This window comes from Micrococcus sp. EWR3.9.1 (assembly GCF_052615555.1).
In genome coordinates this window covers 1-18234 of sequence record NZ_JBQXFD010000023.1, presented here as the reverse complement: position 1 = coordinate 18234, position 18234 = coordinate 1, and the positions used below count along the sequence as shown (strand labels likewise).

Here is an 18234-nt window from a genome sequence, read left to right as displayed (position 1 = left end):
CCTAGGCCGAGCGCGCCCGGGGCGGACACTAGACTGACGGGCGTCCCACCGTCCCCCATGCGAAGGTCGTTGCCCTGATGACACCCAGCCCCGAGACCGGCGCGGAACCCACCGCGCCCGTGGCGGAGATCTCCCCCGTGGACGCGGAGGCGGTGGAGGCCGCCGTGCAGGCCGCGCTCGCCGCGTACGAGGCCGCGGCGGACCTCGATGAGCTCAAGGCCGCCCGCCTGGCCCACACCGGCGACCGGGCCCCCCTGACTCTCGCGAACAAGGCGATCGGCGCCCTGCCCAAGGAGCGCAAGGCGGAGGCCGGCAAGCTCATGGGCGCCGCACGCGGCCGCCTGGGCAAGGCCCTGGCCGCCCGCACCGAGGTGCTCGAGGCGGAGCAGGCCGCGCGGATCCTGCGCGAGGAGACGGTGGACGTGACCACCGCGGTCCGTCGCCGCCGCGTCGGCGCCCGTCACCCGCTCTCGCTGACGATGGACCGTGTCTCGGAGATCTTCGTCGGCATGGGCTGGGAGATCGCGGAGGGCCCCGAGCTCGAGTCCGAGTGGTTCAACTTCGACTCCCTCAACTTCGCGCCGGACCATCCGGCCCGCGAGATGCAGGACACCTTCTTCGTGGCCCCGGCCGAGGCCCACCTGCTGCTGCGCACCCACACCTCCCCGGTGCAGATGCGCTCCCTGCTCGAGCGGGGCGCCCCCACCTACGTGCTGTGCCCGGGCCGCACCTTCCGCACGGACGAGCTGGACGCCACGCACACCCCGGTGTTCCACCAGTTCGAGGGCCTGGCCGTGGACAAGGGACTGACCATGGCCCACCTGCGCGGCACCCTCGAGTACTTCGCCCGCCAGATGTTCGGGGCCGAGGCGGCCATCCGCCTGCGCCCGAACTTCTTTCCGTTCACCGAGCCCAGCGCCGAGCTGGACATCTGGCACCCCGGCGCCAAGGGCGGGCCCCGCTGGATCGAGTGGGGCGGCTGCGGCATGGTGCACCCGAACGTGCTGCGCGCCGCGGGCCTGGACCCGGAGGAGTACTCCGGGTTCGCGTTCGGCATGGGCGTGGAGCGCACGCTCATGTTCCGCAACGAGGTCCCGGACATGCACGACATGATCGAGGGCGACGTCCGCTTCTCCCAGCACTTCGGAATGGAGGTCTGATCCATGCGCATCCCCCTGGACTGGCTGCGGGAGTTCGTCCCCGTGCCCGCGGAGCACCGTGCCGAGGACGTGATGGCCGACCTCGTCCGCGTCGGCCTCGAGGAGGAGGACGTCCACCGTCCGGCCGCCGAGCTGCAGGGCCCGATCGTCGTCGGGCAGGTGCTCTCCAAGGAGCCCGAGCCGCAGAAGAACGGCAAGACCATCAACTGGTGCTCCGTGCGGGTGGTTCCCGAGGGCGCCGCCCAGCCGCTCACCGGCGAGGGCATCGAGCCCTCCGGCGTGCAGGGCATCGTGTGCGGCGCCCACAACTTCGAGGTCGGGGACAAGGTCGTCGTGACCCTGCCCGGCGCGGTGCTGCCCGGCGACTTCCGCATCAGCCCCCGCAAGACCTACGGGCACGTCTCGGCCGGGATGATCGCCTCCAGCACGGAGCTGGGCGTGGGCGACGACGGCACGGACGGGATCATCGTGCTCGGCGACCTCGGGCTCGACCCCGAGCCGGGCACCGACGCCCGGGACGTCCTGGACCTGCACGGCGAGGCCGCCGAGATCAACGTGACGCCCGACCGCGGCTACGCGTTCTCGATGCGCGGCGTCGCGCGCGAGTACGCGCACGCCACCGGCGTGCCCTTCACGGACCCGGCCGCCGCCGTCCACCCGCCCGCGGCCGACGACGCCGGCCCGGCCGTCCGCATCGACGACGACGCGCCGATCCACGGCGAGCCCGGGGCCACCCGGTTCGTGGCCCGCACGGTCTCCGGCGTGGACGCGACCCGCCCGACCCCGCCGTGGCTGGCCGCGCGCCTGCGCCTGGCCGGCATCCGCACCATCTCCCTGCCGGTGGACATCTCCAACTACGTCATGTGGGAGCTGGGCCAGCCCCTGCACTTCTACGACGCGGACACGCTCTCCGGCGAGATCGTGGTGCGCCGCGCGCGGGCCGGAGAGACCCTGACCACCCTCGACGGCAAGGAGCGCGAGCTCGACCCCGAGGACCTGCTCATCACGGACGACTCCGGCCCCATCGGCCTGGCGGGCGTCATGGGCGGGGCCGCCACCGAGGTCACGGACGCCACCACCACGATCGTGGTCGAGTCCGCGAACTTCGACCCCGTGTCGATCGCCCGTACGCGGCGCCGGCACCGCCTGCCCTCGGAGGCGTCGAAGCGCAACGAGCGCGGCGTCGACTGGGAGATCGCCGACGAGGCGGCCGAGCGGGCCGTGCAGCTGCTCGTCGAGCTCGCCGGCGGCACCGCCGAGCCCGGGGTCACCGACGTCGGGACGCGGCCGCAGCCGGCCGTCGTCGAGATGGCCGCCGACTTCCCCTCCGCCCTGGTGGGCGTGGCGTACACGACCGACGAGGTCGTGGAGACGCTGCGCGCCCTGGGCGCCGAGGTGGCCGTCGCCGAGGCCGCCGCCGACGTCGCCCCGCGGCTGACCGTGACCGCCCCGTCGTGGCGCACGGACCTGCGCATCCCCGAGGACCTCGCCGAGGAGGTCGCGCGCCTGCGCGGCTACGACGCGATCCCCTCCGTGGTGCCCGTGGCCCCGCCGGGCCGCGGCTTCACCCGCCGCCAGGCCCAGCGTCGCCGCGTGTCGGCCGCGCTCGCGGCCGCGGGACTCACCGAGGTGCTGGCCTACCCGTTCGTCTCCGAGGAGCAGAACCGGCGTTTCGGGGCGGACTCGGACGCGCAGGGCCAGGCCCTGGCGATGGTGGCCCTGGCCAATCCGATCGCCTCCCAGTACCGGTACCTGCGCCTGTCGCTGCTGCCGGGCCTCGTCGAGACCGCGCGCCGCAACCTCGGACGCGGCTTCCGCGACCTGGCGCTGTACGAGATGGGGCTGGTCTTCCTGCCCGGCGCGCAGCTGGGCTCGGCGACGATCCCCCCGCGCGCGGTCCACCCCTCCGCCGAGGTCCTCGCCGACCTCGAGGCCGGCATCCCCGCTCAGCCGTGGCACGTGGCCGGTCTGTACGCCGGGCACGACTCGGCGCCCGGGCCGGACCACGACCCCCGCCCGGTGGACTGGCAGGACCCGATCGCCGGGGCCCTCGACGTGGCCGACGTCCTCGGCGTCGAGCTGACCGTCCGGCAGGGCCGGCACCACGCGTTCCACCCGGGCCGGGTGGCCGAGCTCGTCGTCGTGACCGAGCACGGGGACCGGGTGGTGGGCGTCGCCGGCGAGCTGCACCCGCAGTGGCTCGAGGCCGAGGACCTGCCCGCCCGCACGAGCGTGTGGGAGCTGGACCTGGACGCGCTGTGCGCCGCGGCCCCCGAGATCGTGGTCGCCGCACCGCTGTCCACGTTCCCCGTGAGCACGCAGGACGTGGCGCTCGTGGTGGACGAGGCCGTCGTGGCCGGGGACGTGCGCGCGACCCTCGCCGAGGGTGCCGGGGAGCTGCTCGAGGCCGTCGAGCTGTTCGACGTCTACCGGGGCGCGGGCGTGCCGGAGGGGCGGAAGTCCCTCGCGTTCTCCCTGCGCTTCCGCGCCCCTGACCGCACGCTCACCGCGGAGGAGGTCTCCGAGGCCCGCGCCGCGGCCACCGCGCTCGCGGCGCAGCGGCACGGGGCGGTCCAGCGCTGACCGTGTCCGTCGCGACCGGCCCGTGGGGCCTGACCTCGGCCGTCCCCGCCTCGGCGGGGGCGGCCGACGCCGTCTCCGCGCTGCTCGGTCAGGTGCGCACCGCCCTGACGGCGGCCTGGGGCGTGCCGGTGGGGCCGCTCGGGCTCCGGCACGCCTGCCCGCGCTGCGGCTCGGCCGCGCACGGCGTCCCCGCGCTGACCGGCCTGCCCCCCGGCCGGGTCGCCCTCGTCTCGTTCACGCGCGTCCGGATGCCCGGCACTGAGGACCGGGCTCGGATCGGGGCGTGGTGGGCGCCGGCACGGCCCGCCGACGGGCTCGGCCTCGGGGTGGACGTCGAGCGGGCGGACGCCGCGGCCTTCGCGGACGAGGACGGCCTGGGCGGGGTGGGCTTCTCGACGGCGGAGCGCGCCCGGGTGCGGGAGCTCCCCGCCCCCGAGAGGCCCGCCGCGCGGGCCCGGCTGTGGACGCGCAAGGAGGCGCTCGTGAAGGCCGCCGGCACCGGCTTCACGGGCGACCCCGCCGCCGTCGACGCGCTGACCGTGCCGGCCGACGTCGTGCTGGTGGACCTCACCGACCGGCTGCCGGGCGGTCTCCTCGGGGCGCTGGCGCGGCGGGGCCGCTGAGTCGACCGCGCGGCCGCCTCAGCCCGGGAACGGCGGCAGCTCGGGCCGCAGCGTCCACGCGTCGAAGAGCTCGTCCACCTGCGCTCGGCTCACCCCGGCGTGCGGGGCCCACGCGTGCACGTGCGTGCGCAGCCCCAGGGAGTCGACGGTGCCGAACCGGTGCTCCCGCACCCAGGCGCGCAGCATGGAGCCGAAGAGGTCCGTGCCCAGCAGGTGCCGCAGCGCCTCCACGGTGAGCGCGCCGCGCTTGTACACCCAGTCCTCGAACATCTCCTCCGGCCCGGGCTCGGCCAGCGCCTGCTCCACCGGGTGCGCGGCCAGCTTCTGCCAGGCCCGCCGCGCCATCGAGGTGATGCTGGACCGCCCCGAGGCCTCGGCCCACAGCCACTCGGACCAGCAGGCGAAGCCCTCGTGCAGCCACAGGTCGGACCAGCGGCCCAGGGTCACGGCGTTGCCGAACCACTGGTGGGACATCTCGTGGGCGATCAGCCGCTCGGACTCCCACGAGCCGTCCAGGTGGTTGGTGCCGAACAGCGACATGCTCGCGGCCTCGAGCGGGATCTCGAGCTCCTCGTCGGCCACGACCGCGGTGTAGTCCTCGAATGGGTATGGCCCGTAGGCGTCGATGAACGTGGCCATCATGGCCGGCTGGGGGGCAAGGGCCCGGAGGGCCCGCTGCTCGGTCCGCGGGGAGACCACGAGGCGCAGCGGCGGCAGGCCCTCGGCGGGAGGGGCGGCGTCCACGAGCCGGTAGCGGCCGATCTGCACGCTGAGCAGGTAGGCGGGCACGGGCTGGTCGAGCCGCCACCGCCACGTGACCCGCGAGCCGCGCGTGCGCACGGGCGCGCCCACGCCGTTGGCGACGGGCAGGTAGCCCGCGTCGCAGGTGAGGGTGATCTCCGCCGTCGAGCGGGAGGTGGGGGAGTCCACGCACGGCAGCCACGTGGAGGCGCCGTGGGGCTGCCCGGCCACGAGCACGCCGTCCGTGAGCTCCTCCCAGCCGATCGTGCCCCACGGGCTGCGCCGCAGCGTGGGCGTGCCCGCGTAGACCACGGTCAGCTCCACGAGCGTGCCCTCCGGCCGGCTCTCGTCCAGGTCGACGACGAGGCGGCTCGGGGCGCGGCCCGGCTGGGTGAACGAGGAGGCGACGGCGCGGCCGTCGACGACGGCGTCCACCCGGGACACGCGCAGCCGGTACAGGTCCAGCTCGATGCGGCGGCTCTGCTTCGTCAGGCGCACGCGCAGGACGGCGGTGCCGGAGACCCGGTTCGCGGCCAGGCGCACGTCGAGGTCCAGTGCGATGTGCTCGACGGTGGCGGCGTCGGTGCCGACGCCCGGGACGTAGGGATCGGTGCTCATGCTTCCTCTCGGGAGGGGGTGGCCGCGGCGGCGGGGTCGCCGTCGGGACGACGCCACGGGGAGACCGGGTTGCCGAGCCACCACGTGCCGGCGGGCAGCTCCTCGCCGCGCATCACGAGGGACCCGGCACCGACGGTGGTGCCGCGGCCCAGGCGGGCGGCGGGCAGCACCACGGAGTGGGGGCCGAGGGTGGCGCCGTCCTCCAGGACGACGGCGTCCAGGGACATCACGCGGTCGTGGAACAGGTGGGTCTGGACGACGCAGCCGCGGTTCACGGTGGCGCCGTCGCCGAGCTCCACGAGGTCGGCCTCGGGCAGCCAGTAGGACTCGACCCAGGCGCCGTGGCCGATGCGGGCGCCCATCGCGCGCAGGAACCAGACCAGGGCGGGGGTGCCGGCCGCGGCCCGGCTGAACCACGGGGCGGCGAGGAACTCGGTGAAGGTGTCCGCGACCTCGTTGCGCCAGATGAACGAGGACCACAGCGGGTGCTCGCCCGCGCGGATCCGGCCGACGAAGACCCGCTTGGCGAGCACGGTCAGGCTCGCCGCGACCGCGCCGGCCGCGAGCAGGACGACGCCGCCCAGGACGAAGGCCAGCGCCCACGTGCCGACCGCGATGAGGGCGGCCAGCGTCGCGCCGACGGCGAGGGACAGGGCCACGTGCAGCCACACCGGGATCGCGCGCAGCAGCTCCCAGGCGGTGCGGGCGGCCTTGAGTCGGGCCGGCGGGTCGTAGGTGAGGGCGGCGTCTGCGGTGACCTCGTTGCGGCGCAGGCGCACGGGCGGGGAGCCCATCCAGGACGTGCCCGCCTTGGTCTTGGCCGGGGTGGTGGACAGCACCGCCACGAGCGAGTCGCGGCGCAGGGTGCGGCCGCCGGGCACCATGCCGGAGTTGCCCACGAACGAGCGCTTGCCGACCTTCGCGGGGGCCACGTGCATCCACCCGCCGTCGAGGGAGTAGGAGGAGACCATCGTGTCGTCGGCGAGGAACGCGCCGTCGCCCACGCGGGTCATGCAGGGCAGGAGCACCACGGTGGAGGCCTCGACGCCGCGGCCCACCTCGGCGCCCAGCAGGCGCAGCCACGTCGGCGTGAAGCGGGAGGCGTAGATCGGGAACAGCTGGTCGCGGGCGGCGTCGAGGACGCGCTCGGTGGCCCACACCTGCCAGCCGACCCGGGAGCGCACGGGGTGGTGCCCCTCCGTGATGCCGAGCGCGAGCAGGCGCACGGTGACGAGCACGAGCAGCATCTGGGTCAGGAACCAGACGCCGGCCACCAGGGGGCTTGCGGCCAGCAGGCGCGCCGCGGTGGTCCCGACGGCGGCCAGCGGCCCCGCCTCCGGGGCCGGCGGCCACCAGGTCAGCGACCACGCGGCCACCGCGGCCGCCGCGGCGGCGGAGACGAGCGGAAGGAGGGAGATGAGGGTCGAGAGGACGGTCGCCATCAGGCGCCAGCCCGGGGTCTCCCGCGGCGCCTCGGCGGGGCCGCGGGACTTCACCTTGCCCACCTTGACGGCGGGGGAGCCGGCGTGGCGCTGGCCGCCGCGCACCCGCCCGGCGACGGTGGACCCGGCCTCGACGTGCGCCCCGGCGCCGACCTGGGCGCCCGGCAGGAGCGTGGAGCGGGCGCCCACGACGGCGTCCGCGCCGATGCGCACCTCGCCGAGCCGGACGACGTCGCCGTCGACCCAGTAGCCGGACAGGTCCACCTCAGGCTCGATCGCGGCGCCCTCCTCGACCGTGAGCATGCCGGTGACCGGTGGCACGGTGTGCATGTCCACGTCCTTGCCGATCCGGTTGCCCAGCAGTCGCGCGTAGGCGGGCACCCACGTGGCGCCGGCCAGCGAGTAGGGGTCCACGAGGTCGCTGATCTGCTGGGCGAGCCACAGGCGCAGGTGGACGCGGCCACCGCGCGGGTAGGACCCGGGGCTCACGCCGCGCAGCAGCAGCCGGGCCGTCGCGGCGGTGAGCAGCATGCGGCCGGGCACGGTCACCACCAGCAGACCGGCCACGATCAGCACCCACCACGGCACGGTGGGCAGCCCGGGCGCGAGCCCGGAGAGCGTCAGCAGGTTCAGGGCCAGGCCGGTCCACACGCCCAGGCGCAGGGCGGGCAGGACGAACACGGGCAGTCCCACGAGGGTCTGGACCCACTGGGTGCGGTGGCGGGTGCGGTCGACGTGCCGGTCGTGCACCTCGATGCCGCGGGGGCCGTCGTCGCCCACGACGGCGGCCACGAGGGCCCCGGCGGTGGGGTTGCGGTAGACGTCCTGGACGGTCACGGCCGGGTGGCGCAGGCGCAGGCGGGCCACGAGCTGGGCAGCGGCGAGCGAGCCGCCGCCGGCCTCGAAGAAGTCGGTGTCGGCGTCCTTGGGGGGCGCGCCGAGCACGTCCGCCCACTGGCGCAGCACCCAGCCGTCGGCGGTGTCCTCGTTCGGCTGGGGCGCGTCCTCGTCCACCTCGGCGCCGGGCAGGGGCCACGGCAGCGCGTGGCGGTCCACCTTGCCGGAGGTCTTCGTGGGCAGGGAGTCCACGACGGCCAGCCGGGGCACGAGTGCGGCCGGCAGCTCCGCCGCGAGGTGCTCGCGGGCCATGTGCAGGTCGAGCTCGGCCTCGGGGTCCGCGGGGACGAGGTAGCCGACGAGGATCTGGTGGCCCGCCGGGGTGGTCTGCACGGCCGCGGCGCCGCCGTGGACGCCGGGCAGGGCCTGGAGGGCCGCGTCCACCTCGCCGAGCTCGATGCGGCGGCCGCCGAGCTTCACCTGGTCGTCGGCGCGGCCGACGAACAGCAGGCCCTCCGGCTCGAAGACCACGAGGTCACCGGAGCGGTAGGCACGCTCCCAGCCGAGGGAGGGCATGGGGGCGTACTTCTCGGCGTCCTTGGCCGGGTCGAGGTAGCGGGCCAGGCCGACGCCGCCGATGATCAGCTCGCCCGTCTCGCCCTCGGCCACGGGCAGCGTGGTCTGCGGGTCGACGACGGCCAGGTCCCAGCCGTCCAGGGGCAGGCCGATGCGGACCGGGCCGAGACCCGTGAGCGGGGCCGCGCACGCGACGACGGTGGCCTCCGTGGGGCCGTAGGTGTTCCAGACCTCGCGGCCGTCCTCCGCCAGGCGCGCGGCGAGCTCGGGCGGGCAGGCCTCGCCGCCGAAGATCAGCAGCCGGACGTTGTCCATGGCCTCGGTGGGCCACATCGCGGCGAGGGTCGGCACGGTGGACACGGCGGTGATGCGCCGCTCGGCGAGCCACGGGCCGAGGTCCATGCCGGAGCGCACGAGCGAGCGGGGGGCCGGGACCAGGCACGCACCGTGACGCCAGGCGAGCCACATCTCCTCGCACGAGGCGTCGAACGCGACGGACAGTCCCGCCAGCACGCGGTCGCCCGGGGCGAGCGGATCGTCCGCCAGGAAGATCCGCGCCTCGGCGTCCACGAAGGCCGCGGCCGAGCGGTGGCTCACCGCCACGCCCTTGGGGGTGCCCGTCGAGCCAGAGGTGAAGATGATCCACGCGTCGTCCTCGAGCCCGGGGGCGCGGGCCTCCGCGGCCGGGTCCGCGGTGTGCTCGGGGTGCGGGGCGTAGACCCGCTCGTCGGTGAGGACGCCGGCCACCTTCGCCTCGCCGAACACGAGGCGGGCGCGCTCCTCCGGATCGTCCGCGTCCACGGGGACGTAGGCCGCGCCGGCGGCGAGCACGCCGAGGATCGAGACGTACAGCGCGGCCGTGCCCGAGGCGATCCGCACGCCGACCCGGTCTCCCGCCCGCACGCCGGCGGCCCACAGGTGGCGGGCGGTCTCGTCGACGCGCTCCCGCAGCTCCGCGTACGTCAGCGGCTCGACGCCGTCGTCCAGGGCGGTCGCGTCCGGGTGCTCGCGCGCCGTGGCGTCGAAGAGCTCCACGAGCGTCCGGGCGGGCGGGGTGCGCTCGGAGCCGGGCAGCTGCGGCCGATGCGGCGCGCCCGCGGGGTCGAGGGGGACGGAGGGCGGGGTGGGCGCGGCGGACGAAAGGGACACAGGGGCCTCCGGGGGTGTGAGCGGCAAACCGAGGGTCGGACGCGGACCAGGCCGCAGCGGGACATTCTATGCCCCGCCCGCGGCCGCGCGGGGCGCCTGGAAGGCACCGGGCGGGTCCGGCTCAGGACAGGGTGAGCAGCACCTTGCCCGTCGTCGACCGGGACTCGAGGGCGGCGTGCGCGGCGGCCGCGTCCGCCAGCGGGAAGCGCTCGCCGATCCGTACGTCGAGCTCGCCGGAGGCCCACGCCCCGAACACCTCTCCACCACGCCAGCGGGTCTCCTCGCCCGTGCGCGTGTAGTGCACCAGCGAGGGCCGGGTGACGTACAGCGAGCCGGCCGCGTTGAGCCGCTGCAGGTCGAAGGGGGGCACCTGCCCGGAGGCCCCGCCGAAGAGCACGAGTGTGCCGCGCACGCGCAGCACCTCGAGCGAGGTGTCGAAGGTGTCCTTCCCCACGCCGTCGTACACGACGTGCGCGCCCTCGCCGTCCGTCAGCTCCGCCACCGTGGCGGCGAGGTCCGGATAGTCCACCGCGGCAACGGCGCCCGCGCCCCGGGACAGCTCCCGCTTCTCCTCCGTGGACGCCGTGGTGACCACGCGGGCGCCGCGGGCCGTCGCGAGCTGGGTGAGCAGGAGCCCCACCCCGCCGGCACCGGCCGTCACGACCACCGTGTGGCCCTCCTCCACCGGGAAGGTGGACCGGCAGAGGTAGTGGGCCGTCATGCCCTGCAGCGGAAGGGCGGCGGCCTCGGCCAGGTCGATGCCCTCCGGGACGGTGAGGAGACGATCCGCGGGGGCGGTGAAGTGCTCGGCGTACGCACCGGTGGCCGTCGCGGTGGCGACACGGGCCCCCAGGAGCCCGGCGTCCACGCCCTCGCCGAGCGCGACGACCTCGCCGGAGCCCTCCGTACCGGGGGTGAAGGGCAGGTCCATCGTGTAGACCCCGGAGCGCTGGTACGTCTCGATGAAGTTCAGGCCCGCCGCGGCGGTCCGCACCAGCACGTGCCCCGGCGCGGGGGAGGGCACCTCCGTCTCGGTCCACTGCAGGACCTCGGGGCCGCCCGTGGCGGACACGACGACGGCGTGGTGGGTGCGGGGGACGGCGGGGGTGTTCGCAGTGGTCATGGCCCCACTCTAGGAGCGGGCCGGGCCATCCGGCCCGGCCCGGGGACCCGAGGCGCCGCATAGATATTCGGTGCAACGCATATCTGCGCTAGGATGAAGCCATGACCCACACCGTCGCCGTCTCCGGAGCCAGCGGCTACGCCGGGGGAGAGGCCCTGCGCCTGCTCGCCGGCCACCCGTCCGTCACCGTCGGAGCCATCACGGCCCACTCGAACGCGGGGGAGCGCCTCGGCGCTCTCCAGCCGCACCTGCACGCCCTGGCGGACCGCGTCCTCGCCGAGACCACCGCGGAGGTCCTCGCCGGCCACGACGTCGTGATCCTCGCGCTGCCCCACGGGGCCTCCGGGGCGCTGGCGGCCGAGATCGCAGAGCGATCCCCGGACACCCTGGTGATCGACGCGGGCGCCGACCACCGCCTCGAGTCAGCCGCAGACTGGGAGGCCTTCTACGGCACCGCGCACGCCGGGACCTGGCCCTACGGCCTGCCCGAGCTGCCCGGTCAGCGTGAGCGACTCGCCGGCACCCGCCGCATCGCCGTCCCCGGGTGCTACCCGACCACCTCGATCCTCGCCCTCGCGCCCGGCTTCGCCGCGGGGCTGCTCGAGCCGCAGGACGTGGTGATCGTCGCCGCCTCGGGCACCTCCGGGGCGGGCAAGGCGCTCAAGCCGCACCTGCTCGGCGCCGAGGTCATGGGAGGGATGAGCCCGTACGGCGTCGGCGGCGGGCACCGGCACACCCCGGAGATCGAGCAGGGCCTGGCCCAGGCGGCCGGCGAGCCGGTCCGCGTCTCCTTCACGCCCACGCTCGCGCCGATGTCGCGCGGCATCCTCGCGACGGCCACGGCGCGGCTGCGCCCCGGCGTCGCCGCCGCGGAAGTGCGCGACGCATGGGCCGAGGCCTACGGCGGCGAACGCTTCGTGCACCTGCTGCCCGAGGGCCAGTGGCCCACCACGAAGGCGGTCCTAGGCTCCAACCACGTGCAGCTGCAGCTCGCCGTGGACGAGCGGGCCGGCCGCGTGATCGTCTGCGCGGCGCTCGACAACCTCACCAAGGGCACGGCCGGCGGCGCCGTGCAGTCCATGAACATCGCCCTGGGCCTGCCGGAGCAGGCGGGGCTCGAACAGCAGGGGGTCGCACCGTGAGCGTCACCGCGGCACAGGGGTTCCGGGCGGCCGGCGTCACCGCGGGGCTGAAGGCCTCGGGCACGCCCGACGTCGCCGTCGTCGTCAACCAGGGCCCGCGCGACGCGGCGGCCGCCGTCCTCACCGAGAACCGGGTGGCGGCCGCCCCCGTGGTCTGGACCCGCCGCGCCGTGCGGGACGGCCGCGCGACCGCGGTCGTCCTGAACTCCGGCGGGGCGAACGCGGCCACCGGCGCCGAGGGCCTCGCGGACGCCCGTCGCACCGCCGAGCACGCGGCCGCGGCCCTCGCGACCGCCGCCGACGACGTGCTCGTCTGCTCGACCGGCCTCATCGGCGAACGCCTGCCGATGGACACCCTCACAGCGGGCGTGTCCGAGGCGGTCGCCGCCCTCAGTCCGGACGGCGGCGAGGACGCCGCCGTCGCGATCAAGACCACGGACACCGTGGCCAAGACCGCCGTGGCCCGCGGCGCGGGCTTCACCGTGGGCGGCATGGCCAAAGGGGCGGGCATGCTGGCACCCGGCATGGCCACGATGCTCAGCGTCATCACCACGGACGCCGACGTCCCCGCCCCCGCCCTCGACGCGGCCCTGCGCGAGGCCGTGCGCGCCACCTTCAACCGGGTCGACTCGGACGGGTGCATGTCCACCAATGACACCGTGATCCTGCTGGCCTCGGGCGCGTCCGGGACGGCGCCCGAGCCCGCGGCGTTCGCCGCGGCCCTCCACGAGGTCTGCGCGGACCTGTCCCGCCAGCTCGTCGCCGACGCCGAGGGTGCCCGGCACGACATCGCCGTGCGCGTGGTCCACGCCGAGACCGAGGAGGCGGCCGAGGCCGTCGCGCGCGCTGTCGGCCGCTCCAACCTGTTCAAGACCGCGATCTTCGGCCAGGACCCGAACTGGGGACGCGTGATCGCCGCCGTCGGCACGGTCCCGGAGTCGGTCGCCGCCTTCGACCCGTACGCCCTCGACGTGCGCTTCAACGGCGTCCAGGTGTGCCGCGCCTCCGGCGTGGGAGAGGACCGCTCCCGCGTGGACCTGACGGCCCGCGAGGTGCTCGTCGAGGTCGACCTGCACGCCGGCGACGCCGAGGCCACGGTCTGGACCAACGACCTGACGCACGACTACGTCCACGAGAACTCCGCCTACTCCACGTGAGGACCCCCAGCATGAGCCCGCACACCGATCCGGCCACGGCGGCCGCGCCCGTCCTGTCCACCGCGGACCGGCTCGACCGCGCCGAGTCCAAGGCGGAGGTCCTCGTCGAGGCCCTGCCCTGGATCCGGCGGTTCGCCGGCACCGTCATGGTCGTCAAGTACGGCGGCAACGCCATGGTGTCGGAGGAGCTGCGCCGGGCGTTCGCCGAGGACATCGTGTTCCTGCACCACGTGGGGGTCCACCCCGTGGTGGTGCACGGCGGCGGCCCGCAGATCAACGCGATGCTCGACCGCCTCGGCATCGCCTCGGAGTTCCGCGGCGGCCTGCGCGTGACCACCGAGGAGGCCATGGACGTGGTCCGCATGGTGCTCACGGGACAGGTGGGCCGCGAGCTGGTCGGCCTCGTGAACTCCCACGGCCCGTACGCCGTCGGCTTCTCCGGCGAGGACGCGGGGCTGCTGCGCGCCCGCCGCACGGGCGCCGTCGTCGACGGCCAGGAGGTGGACCTCGGCCTCGTGGGAGAGGTCACCGGAGTCGACCCGACCGCGATCCTCGACGTGATCGAGTCCGGGCGGATCCCCGTGGTCTCGTCGGTCGCCCCCGAGATCAACGACGACGGCGAGCCCACCGGGCAGGTCCTCAACGTCAATGCGGACACCGCCGCCGCGGCCCTGGCCGCCGCCCTCGGCGCCGCGAAGCTCGTGCTGCTCACCGACGTCGAAGGCCTCTACGCCGACTGGCCGGACCGCGACTCCCTCATCAGCTCGCTCACCGCCGCCCAGCTGCGCGCGCTGCTGCCCTCCCTGGCCTCCGGGATGATCCCGAAGATGGCCGCGTGCCTGGCGGCCGTGGACGCCGGCGTGCAGCGCGCCCACGTCGTGGACGGCCGCCGCCCCCACTCGATGCTGCTCGAGGTCTTCACCTCTGCGGGCGTCGGCACCCAGGTGGTGCCCGACGCCGAGCCCACCGCCCCGACCACCCCCGAGGAGGACGCATGAGCACCGACCAGTCCGCGCTGCTGGAGCGCTACCACGCCGCCCTGACCGGAGTCTTCGGCCGCCCCACCCGCGTGCTCGTGCGCGGCGAGGGGGTCCACGTGTGGGACGCCGACGGCCGGCGCTACACGGACCTGCTGGCCGGCATCGCCGTGAACGCGCTCGGCCACGGCCACCCGGCGCTGGTGCGGGCGGTGTCCGAGCAGGTCGCCACGCTCGGCCACGTGTCCAACCTCTTCACCTCCGAGCCGCAGATCCGCCTGGCCGAGCGCCTGCTGGAGCTGGCCGGCGCGCCCGCGGGCTCCACCGTGTTCTTTGCGAACTCCGGCACGGAGGCCAACGAGGCCGCGTTCAAGCTCGCCCGCCGCCACGGTGCGGACGACCCGTCCGGCCGCCGGACGCGGGTGATCGCGCTCGAGCGGGCCTTCCACGGCCGCACGATGGGCGCCCTCGCGCTCACGCACAAGGAGGCCTACCGGGCGCCCTTCGAGCCGCTGCCCGGCGGCGTGGAGCACGTGCCGGGCGGTGACGCCGCGGCCCTGCGGGCGGCCCTGGCCCCGGACGACGACGGCGCCACCGTCGCCGCCGTCATCCTCGAGCCGGTCCAGGGCGAGGCCGGCGTGCACGGCTGGCCGGCCGGCTACCTGGCCGAGGTGCGGGCCGCGACCCGCGAGGCCGGCGCCCTGATGATCCTCGACGAGGTGCAGTCCGGCGTGGGCCGCACCGGCACGTGGTTCGGCTTCCAGAACCCGGCCGTCACCGGTGCGGCAGAGCCGGTGGTGCCCGACGCCTTCACCCTGGCGAAGGGACTGGGCGGCGGCGTGCCGATCGGGGCGCTCGTGTGCGTCGGCCCCGCCGTCTCCGGGCTGCTCACCGCCGGCCAGCACGGCACCACGTTCGGCGGCAACCCCCTGGCCACCGCCGCGGGCCTGGCCGTGCTCCAGACCGTCGAGGACGAGGGCCTGCTCGGCCACGTCCGCGCCGCGGGCGAGGCCGTGGCCGCCCTGCTGGAGGACCTGCCCGAGGTGGCCGCGGTGCGCGGTCACGGCCTGTGGATCGGCGTCGACCTGGCCGACCCCGCGGGACCGGTCCCGGCCGGCGGGCTGGCCCCCGCCGTCGTCGCCGCCGGCCTCGAGGCGGGCTGGATCCTCAACGCCACCGGCCCGTCCACCCTGCGCCTGGCCCCGCCGCTCACCGTGCCCGTGGCCGAGCTCGAGCGCTTCGCCGCCGCCCTGCCCGGGCTCGTGGCCGCCGCCCTGACCCCCGCCGAAGGAGACCGCCCATGACCCCCGCTGCCGCCGTCCGCCACTTCCTGGTGGACACGGACCTCACCCCGGCCGAGCAGGCCGAGGTGCTCGACCTCGCCGCGCAGATGAAGGCCGACCGGTTCCGGCACCGCCCGCTGGCCGGGCCCCGGACCGGCATCGTGTTCTTCGACAAGACCTCCACGCGCACCCGCGTCTCGTTCGCGGCCGGCATCGCCGAGCTCGGCGGGACGCCGCTGATCGTGAACCCGGGGGAGTCGCAGCTGGGCCACAAGGAGTCCGTGGCGGACACGGCCCGCGTGCTGGAGCGGATGGTCGGCGTCATCGTCTGGCGCACGTTCGCGCAGGCCGGTCTCGAGGAGATGGCCGCCCATTCCTCGGTGCCCGTGGTCAATGCGCTCAGCGACGACTACCACCCCTGTCAGATCCTCGCCGACCTGCTGACGGTGCGCGAGCACCTCGGCGGCACGGCGGGCCGCACTCTGGCGTATCTGGGGGACGCGGCGAACAACATGGCCCACTCGTACCTGCTCGGCTGCGCGACGGCCGGCATGCACGTGCGGGTCGCCGGACCCGAGGGGCACCTGCCTGCCGAGGACGTCGTGGCCGCTGCCCGACAGCGGGCGGCGGAGACGGGCGGTTCCGTCCTCGTCACGACGGACGCGGTGGAGGCCCTGGCGGGCGCGGACGTCGTCGTGACCGACACGTGGGTGTCCATGGGCCAGGAGGAGGAGAAGGAGGCCCGCCTGGCGCTGTTCCGCGACTACCAGGTGGACGCCGCCGCGATGGCGCGGGCGGCCGACGATGCGATCTTCCTGCACTGCCTGCCCGCGTACCGGGGCTACGAGGTCACGGCCGAGGTGATCGACGGGCCGCGGTCCGTGGTGTTCGACGAGGCCGAGAACCGCCTGCACGCGCAGAAGGCGCTCATCGCCTGGCTGCTGTACCGCTCCGGCCTGGCCGAGGAGCCGCGCTGATGGCCGCCCCCACGACGAAGATCGCCCGTCAGGCCGCGATCCGGGAGATCCTGGCCACCCGGGGCATCCGCTCCCAGGCCGAACTCTCGGACGCCCTGGGCGATCGCGGGCTGTCCGTCACCCAGGGCACGCTCTCGCGGGACCTGGTGGACCTCGGCGCGGTGCGGACGCGCGGGCCGGCCGGCATGGTCTACGCCCTGCCGGCGGAGGGCGACGACGGCGCCGTGCCGGGCCGCGGTTCGGACGCGCAGCTGAACCGGCTGGCGAGCATGGCCCGCGAGCTACTCGTCTCCGCCGAGCCCACGGCGAACCTCGTGGTCCTGCGCACGCCCCCGGGTGCGGCGCAGTTCCTGGCCAGCGTGATCGACCAGGCGCGCGTGGAGCACGTGCTGGGCACGATCGCCGGCGACGACACCATCCTCCTCATCACCACGGGGACCACGTCCGCCCCGGCCGTCGCGGCCCACCTGCTGGGTCTGGCGGGCTAGCTGTCCTGACCGGGGACGTCGGTCCATCGATCCTGCCGTTGGTCCGCGGACGACAGGGTCGGGTGCGCTGGTGCCGGATCCCGAGACCGTGGCAGGCCAACTGAACTGGCCCGTCTCGAAGGCGAAGGCGGAGATGGATGCAACGCCCGGTCGTGGTGGGGTCAGTCGTGCATGGGCTGGCCGGTCTCAATCCAGGTCTTGATGTTGGAGATGAGGAACAGGCTGCCGGGCCCGACCTGTCGCGCCGTTTCGGTGGACGGGTCGAGCTCGTAGTGCTCGACAGTGAGCAGGGTGGCCCCGCCCTGGGCAGCGAGCGACCACACGAGGCGGAACGGGGCTTCCGGCGTCACCGCGTCGTCCCAGGTCGGCGAGAAGGTCATCTCGAGGCGCTGACCGGGGTCGGCGGCGACGATCGTGCCCTCAGCGGCCCGTCGTCCGTCGGGGTAGGTGTAGGTGTAGTCGCTGCCCGGTTCCAGCGATGAGTTGAGCGTGGTGGTGAAGAACCAGGAGGGGCATTCCTGGGTGAGGGCGGTCCAGACGCGTTCGGGCGTGGCGTCGATGACGATGGCCTGGCGGTGCAGGGGCGCGGCGGTGGTCATGGCTTCCGGTCTCCGTTCGGACGTGCTCTTGAGGCGGTTCAGTGCCTGCCCCCAGCCGAAGGCGTAGTCGTCGAGCCAGCGTTGCGCCAAGGCGACCAGGGGGGCGGCGTTGAGGTAGCAGAGGCGGGTTCGCCCTGCCTTGTGGGACGTGACCAGTCCGGCGTCCTCCAGGACGCCGAGGTGCTTCAGGACTGCATGACGACCTAGTGCGGGCAGGGCCTGTCCAAGATCGGTCACGCTCTGGCCGTCGCGTTCGTGCAGGGCATCGAGCAGCGCCCGCCTGCCCGGATGGGACAGGGCCCAAAGGACCGTGTCGTCGTCAGAAGAGGTCACGTCGAGGACAATAGGTGACTCCGGAGTCACCCCATCAAGGCCCAGTGGTTCCGCAGGTCAATCGACGTCGCCGGTCAGTGCAGCTGGCCGACCCATCCGGCCCCGCCCGCGCGGGTGACGGGCACCAGACACGAGGAAGGCCCCCGCCGACGGCGGGGGCCTTCCTCGTGTCGTACCGGTCCGGGGGACCGGTCAGGCGTCTCAGGCCTGCGGCAGGACGAGCTCCTGGCCGACGTAGATCACGGCGGCGTCGGAGACGGCGCCCTTGTTGGCCTCGTAGAGGGCGGTCCAGCCACCCTCCACCTCGTACTCGTTGGCGAGCTTCCAGAGGGAGTCACCGGACTTGACGACGATGGTCTCGGCCTCGGCGACGACGGCCTGCTCAGCGGCAGCGGCCTTCTGAGCGGCAGCCTGCTCAGCGGCAGC

14 protein-coding genes are annotated in these 18234 nt (G+C 75.0%); 9 read left to right on the top strand and 5 right to left on the bottom strand.

Annotated features, from left to right (window positions below):
• Positions 1-77: 77 nt before the first annotated feature.
• The 3 genes from pheS to ACUJ8O_RS10780 are packed head-to-tail and all read left to right on the top strand — an operon-like array spanning position 78 to position 4366.
• Positions 78-1160 carry a phenylalanine--tRNA ligase subunit alpha gene (gene pheS / locus ACUJ8O_RS10790; protein WP_012750956.1) on the top strand — a complete coding sequence of 361 codons (1083 nt, stop codon included), beginning with the start codon at positions 78-80 and terminating at the stop codon, positions 1158-1160.
• Positions 1161-1163: 3 nt separating this feature from the next.
• Positions 1164-3743, top strand: coding sequence for a phenylalanine--tRNA ligase subunit beta (pheT, locus tag ACUJ8O_RS10785; protein WP_036337486.1), 2580 nt, complete (start codon positions 1164-1166; stop codon positions 3741-3743).
• A 2-nt stretch (positions 3744-3745) separates the two neighbouring features.
• Positions 3746-4366 (top strand): 4'-phosphopantetheinyl transferase family protein, encoded by a 621-nt coding sequence (locus ACUJ8O_RS10780; protein WP_101967700.1) that lies wholly within the window; start codon positions 3746-3748, stop codon positions 4364-4366.
• 18 nt (positions 4367-4384) lie between these two features.
• Here ACUJ8O_RS10780 and ACUJ8O_RS10775 read toward each other — a convergent pair whose 3' ends face one another.
• From ACUJ8O_RS10775 to ACUJ8O_RS10765, 3 genes are all read right to left on the bottom strand, one after another.
• On the bottom strand, positions 4385-5725 hold the full coding sequence (locus tag ACUJ8O_RS10775) for a M1 family metallopeptidase (protein WP_036337490.1): 1341 nt from the start codon (positions 5723-5725) through the stop codon (positions 4385-4387).
• The gene (locus ACUJ8O_RS10770) at positions 5722-9729 is read right to left on the bottom strand and encodes a Pls/PosA family non-ribosomal peptide synthetase (RefSeq protein WP_041104187.1); all 4008 of its coding nucleotides are present in this window, start codon (positions 9727-9729) and stop codon (positions 5722-5724) included. Before ACUJ8O_RS10770 ends, ACUJ8O_RS10775 begins: the two co-directional genes overlap by 4 nt.
• 121 nt (positions 9730-9850) lie before the next feature.
• Positions 9851-10852: a quinone oxidoreductase family protein gene (locus ACUJ8O_RS10765; RefSeq protein ID WP_044659907.1), complete on the bottom strand. Its 1002-nt coding sequence runs from the start codon at positions 10850-10852 to the stop codon at positions 9851-9853.
• Positions 10853-10953: 101 nt separating this feature from the next.
• Between ACUJ8O_RS10765 and argC the strand changes: the two genes are divergently transcribed.
• From argC to argR, 6 genes are read left to right on the top strand one after another with little or no spacing between them, the layout of a single operon-like run.
• On the top strand, positions 10954-11994 hold the full coding sequence (gene argC, locus ACUJ8O_RS10760; protein WP_152743412.1) for an N-acetyl-gamma-glutamyl-phosphate reductase: 1041 nt from the start codon (positions 10954-10956) through the stop codon (positions 11992-11994).
• Positions 11991-13151 (top strand): bifunctional glutamate N-acetyltransferase/amino-acid acetyltransferase ArgJ, encoded by a 1161-nt coding sequence (gene argJ / locus ACUJ8O_RS10755; RefSeq protein ID WP_158184395.1) that lies wholly within the window; start codon positions 11991-11993, stop codon positions 13149-13151. Before argC ends, argJ begins: the two co-directional genes overlap by 4 nt.
• 11 nt (positions 13152-13162) lie before the next feature.
• The gene (argB, locus tag ACUJ8O_RS10750) at positions 13163-14149 is read left to right on the top strand and encodes an acetylglutamate kinase (RefSeq protein ID WP_179288539.1); all 987 of its coding nucleotides are present in this window, start codon (positions 13163-13165) and stop codon (positions 14147-14149) included.
• Positions 14146-15432 carry an acetylornithine transaminase gene (locus ACUJ8O_RS10745; protein ID WP_144826544.1) on the top strand — a complete coding sequence of 429 codons (1287 nt, stop codon included), beginning with the start codon at positions 14146-14148 and terminating at the stop codon, positions 15430-15432. Before argB ends, ACUJ8O_RS10745 begins: the two co-directional genes overlap by 4 nt.
• Entirely contained in the window at positions 15429-16388 is a 960-nt protein-coding gene (gene argF / locus ACUJ8O_RS10740; RefSeq protein WP_129867046.1) for an ornithine carbamoyltransferase, read from the top strand. The genes ACUJ8O_RS10745 and argF overlap by 4 nt, the downstream gene beginning before the upstream one ends.
• Complete coding sequence (argR, locus tag ACUJ8O_RS10735) at positions 16388-16876, top strand: arginine repressor (RefSeq protein ID WP_129867045.1); 489 nt, start codon at positions 16388-16390, stop codon at positions 16874-16876. The genes argF and argR overlap by 1 nt, the downstream gene beginning before the upstream one ends.
• Before the next feature lie 161 nt (positions 16877-17037).
• Here the strand turns inward: argR and ACUJ8O_RS10730 are convergent, their stop codons facing one another.
• Both ACUJ8O_RS10730 and ACUJ8O_RS10725 read right to left on the bottom strand, forming a co-directional pair.
• On the bottom strand, positions 17038-17808 hold the full coding sequence (locus ACUJ8O_RS10730; protein ID WP_129867044.1) for an ArsR/SmtB family transcription factor: 771 nt from the start codon (positions 17806-17808) through the stop codon (positions 17038-17040).
• Positions 17809-18009: 201 nt separating this feature from the next.
• A partial coding sequence (locus tag ACUJ8O_RS10725; protein ID WP_445373373.1) for a LysM peptidoglycan-binding domain-containing protein occupies positions 18010-18234 on the bottom strand: 225 nt, incomplete at its 5' end.

Excerpts from the sequence above, each read along its gene's own strand:
- ACUJ8O_RS10745 (WP_144826544.1), top strand. The coding sequence starts at position 14,146 with ATGAGCACCGACCAGTCCGCGCTGCTGGAGCGCTACCACGCCGCCCTG.
- ACUJ8O_RS10775 (WP_036337490.1), bottom strand. The coding sequence starts at position 5,725 with ATGAGCACCGATCCCTACGTCCCGGGCGTCGGCACCGACGCCGCCACC.
- argR (WP_129867045.1), top strand. The coding sequence starts at position 16,388 with ATGGCCGCCCCCACGACGAAGATCGCCCGTCAGGCCGCGATCCGGGAG.
- argC (WP_152743412.1), top strand. The coding sequence starts at position 10,954 with ATGACCCACACCGTCGCCGTCTCCGGAGCCAGCGGCTACGCCGGGGGA.
- pheT (WP_036337486.1), top strand. The coding sequence starts at position 1,164 with ATGCGCATCCCCCTGGACTGGCTGCGGGAGTTCGTCCCCGTGCCCGCG.
- ACUJ8O_RS10765 (WP_044659907.1), bottom strand. The coding sequence starts at position 10,852 with ATGACCACTGCGAACACCCCCGCCGTCCCCCGCACCCACCACGCCGTC.
- pheS (WP_012750956.1), top strand. The coding sequence starts at position 78 with ATGACACCCAGCCCCGAGACCGGCGCGGAACCCACCGCGCCCGTGGCG.
- argB (WP_179288539.1), top strand. The coding sequence starts at position 13,163 with ATGAGCCCGCACACCGATCCGGCCACGGCGGCCGCGCCCGTCCTGTCC.
- argF (WP_129867046.1), top strand. The coding sequence starts at position 15,429 with ATGACCCCCGCTGCCGCCGTCCGCCACTTCCTGGTGGACACGGACCTC.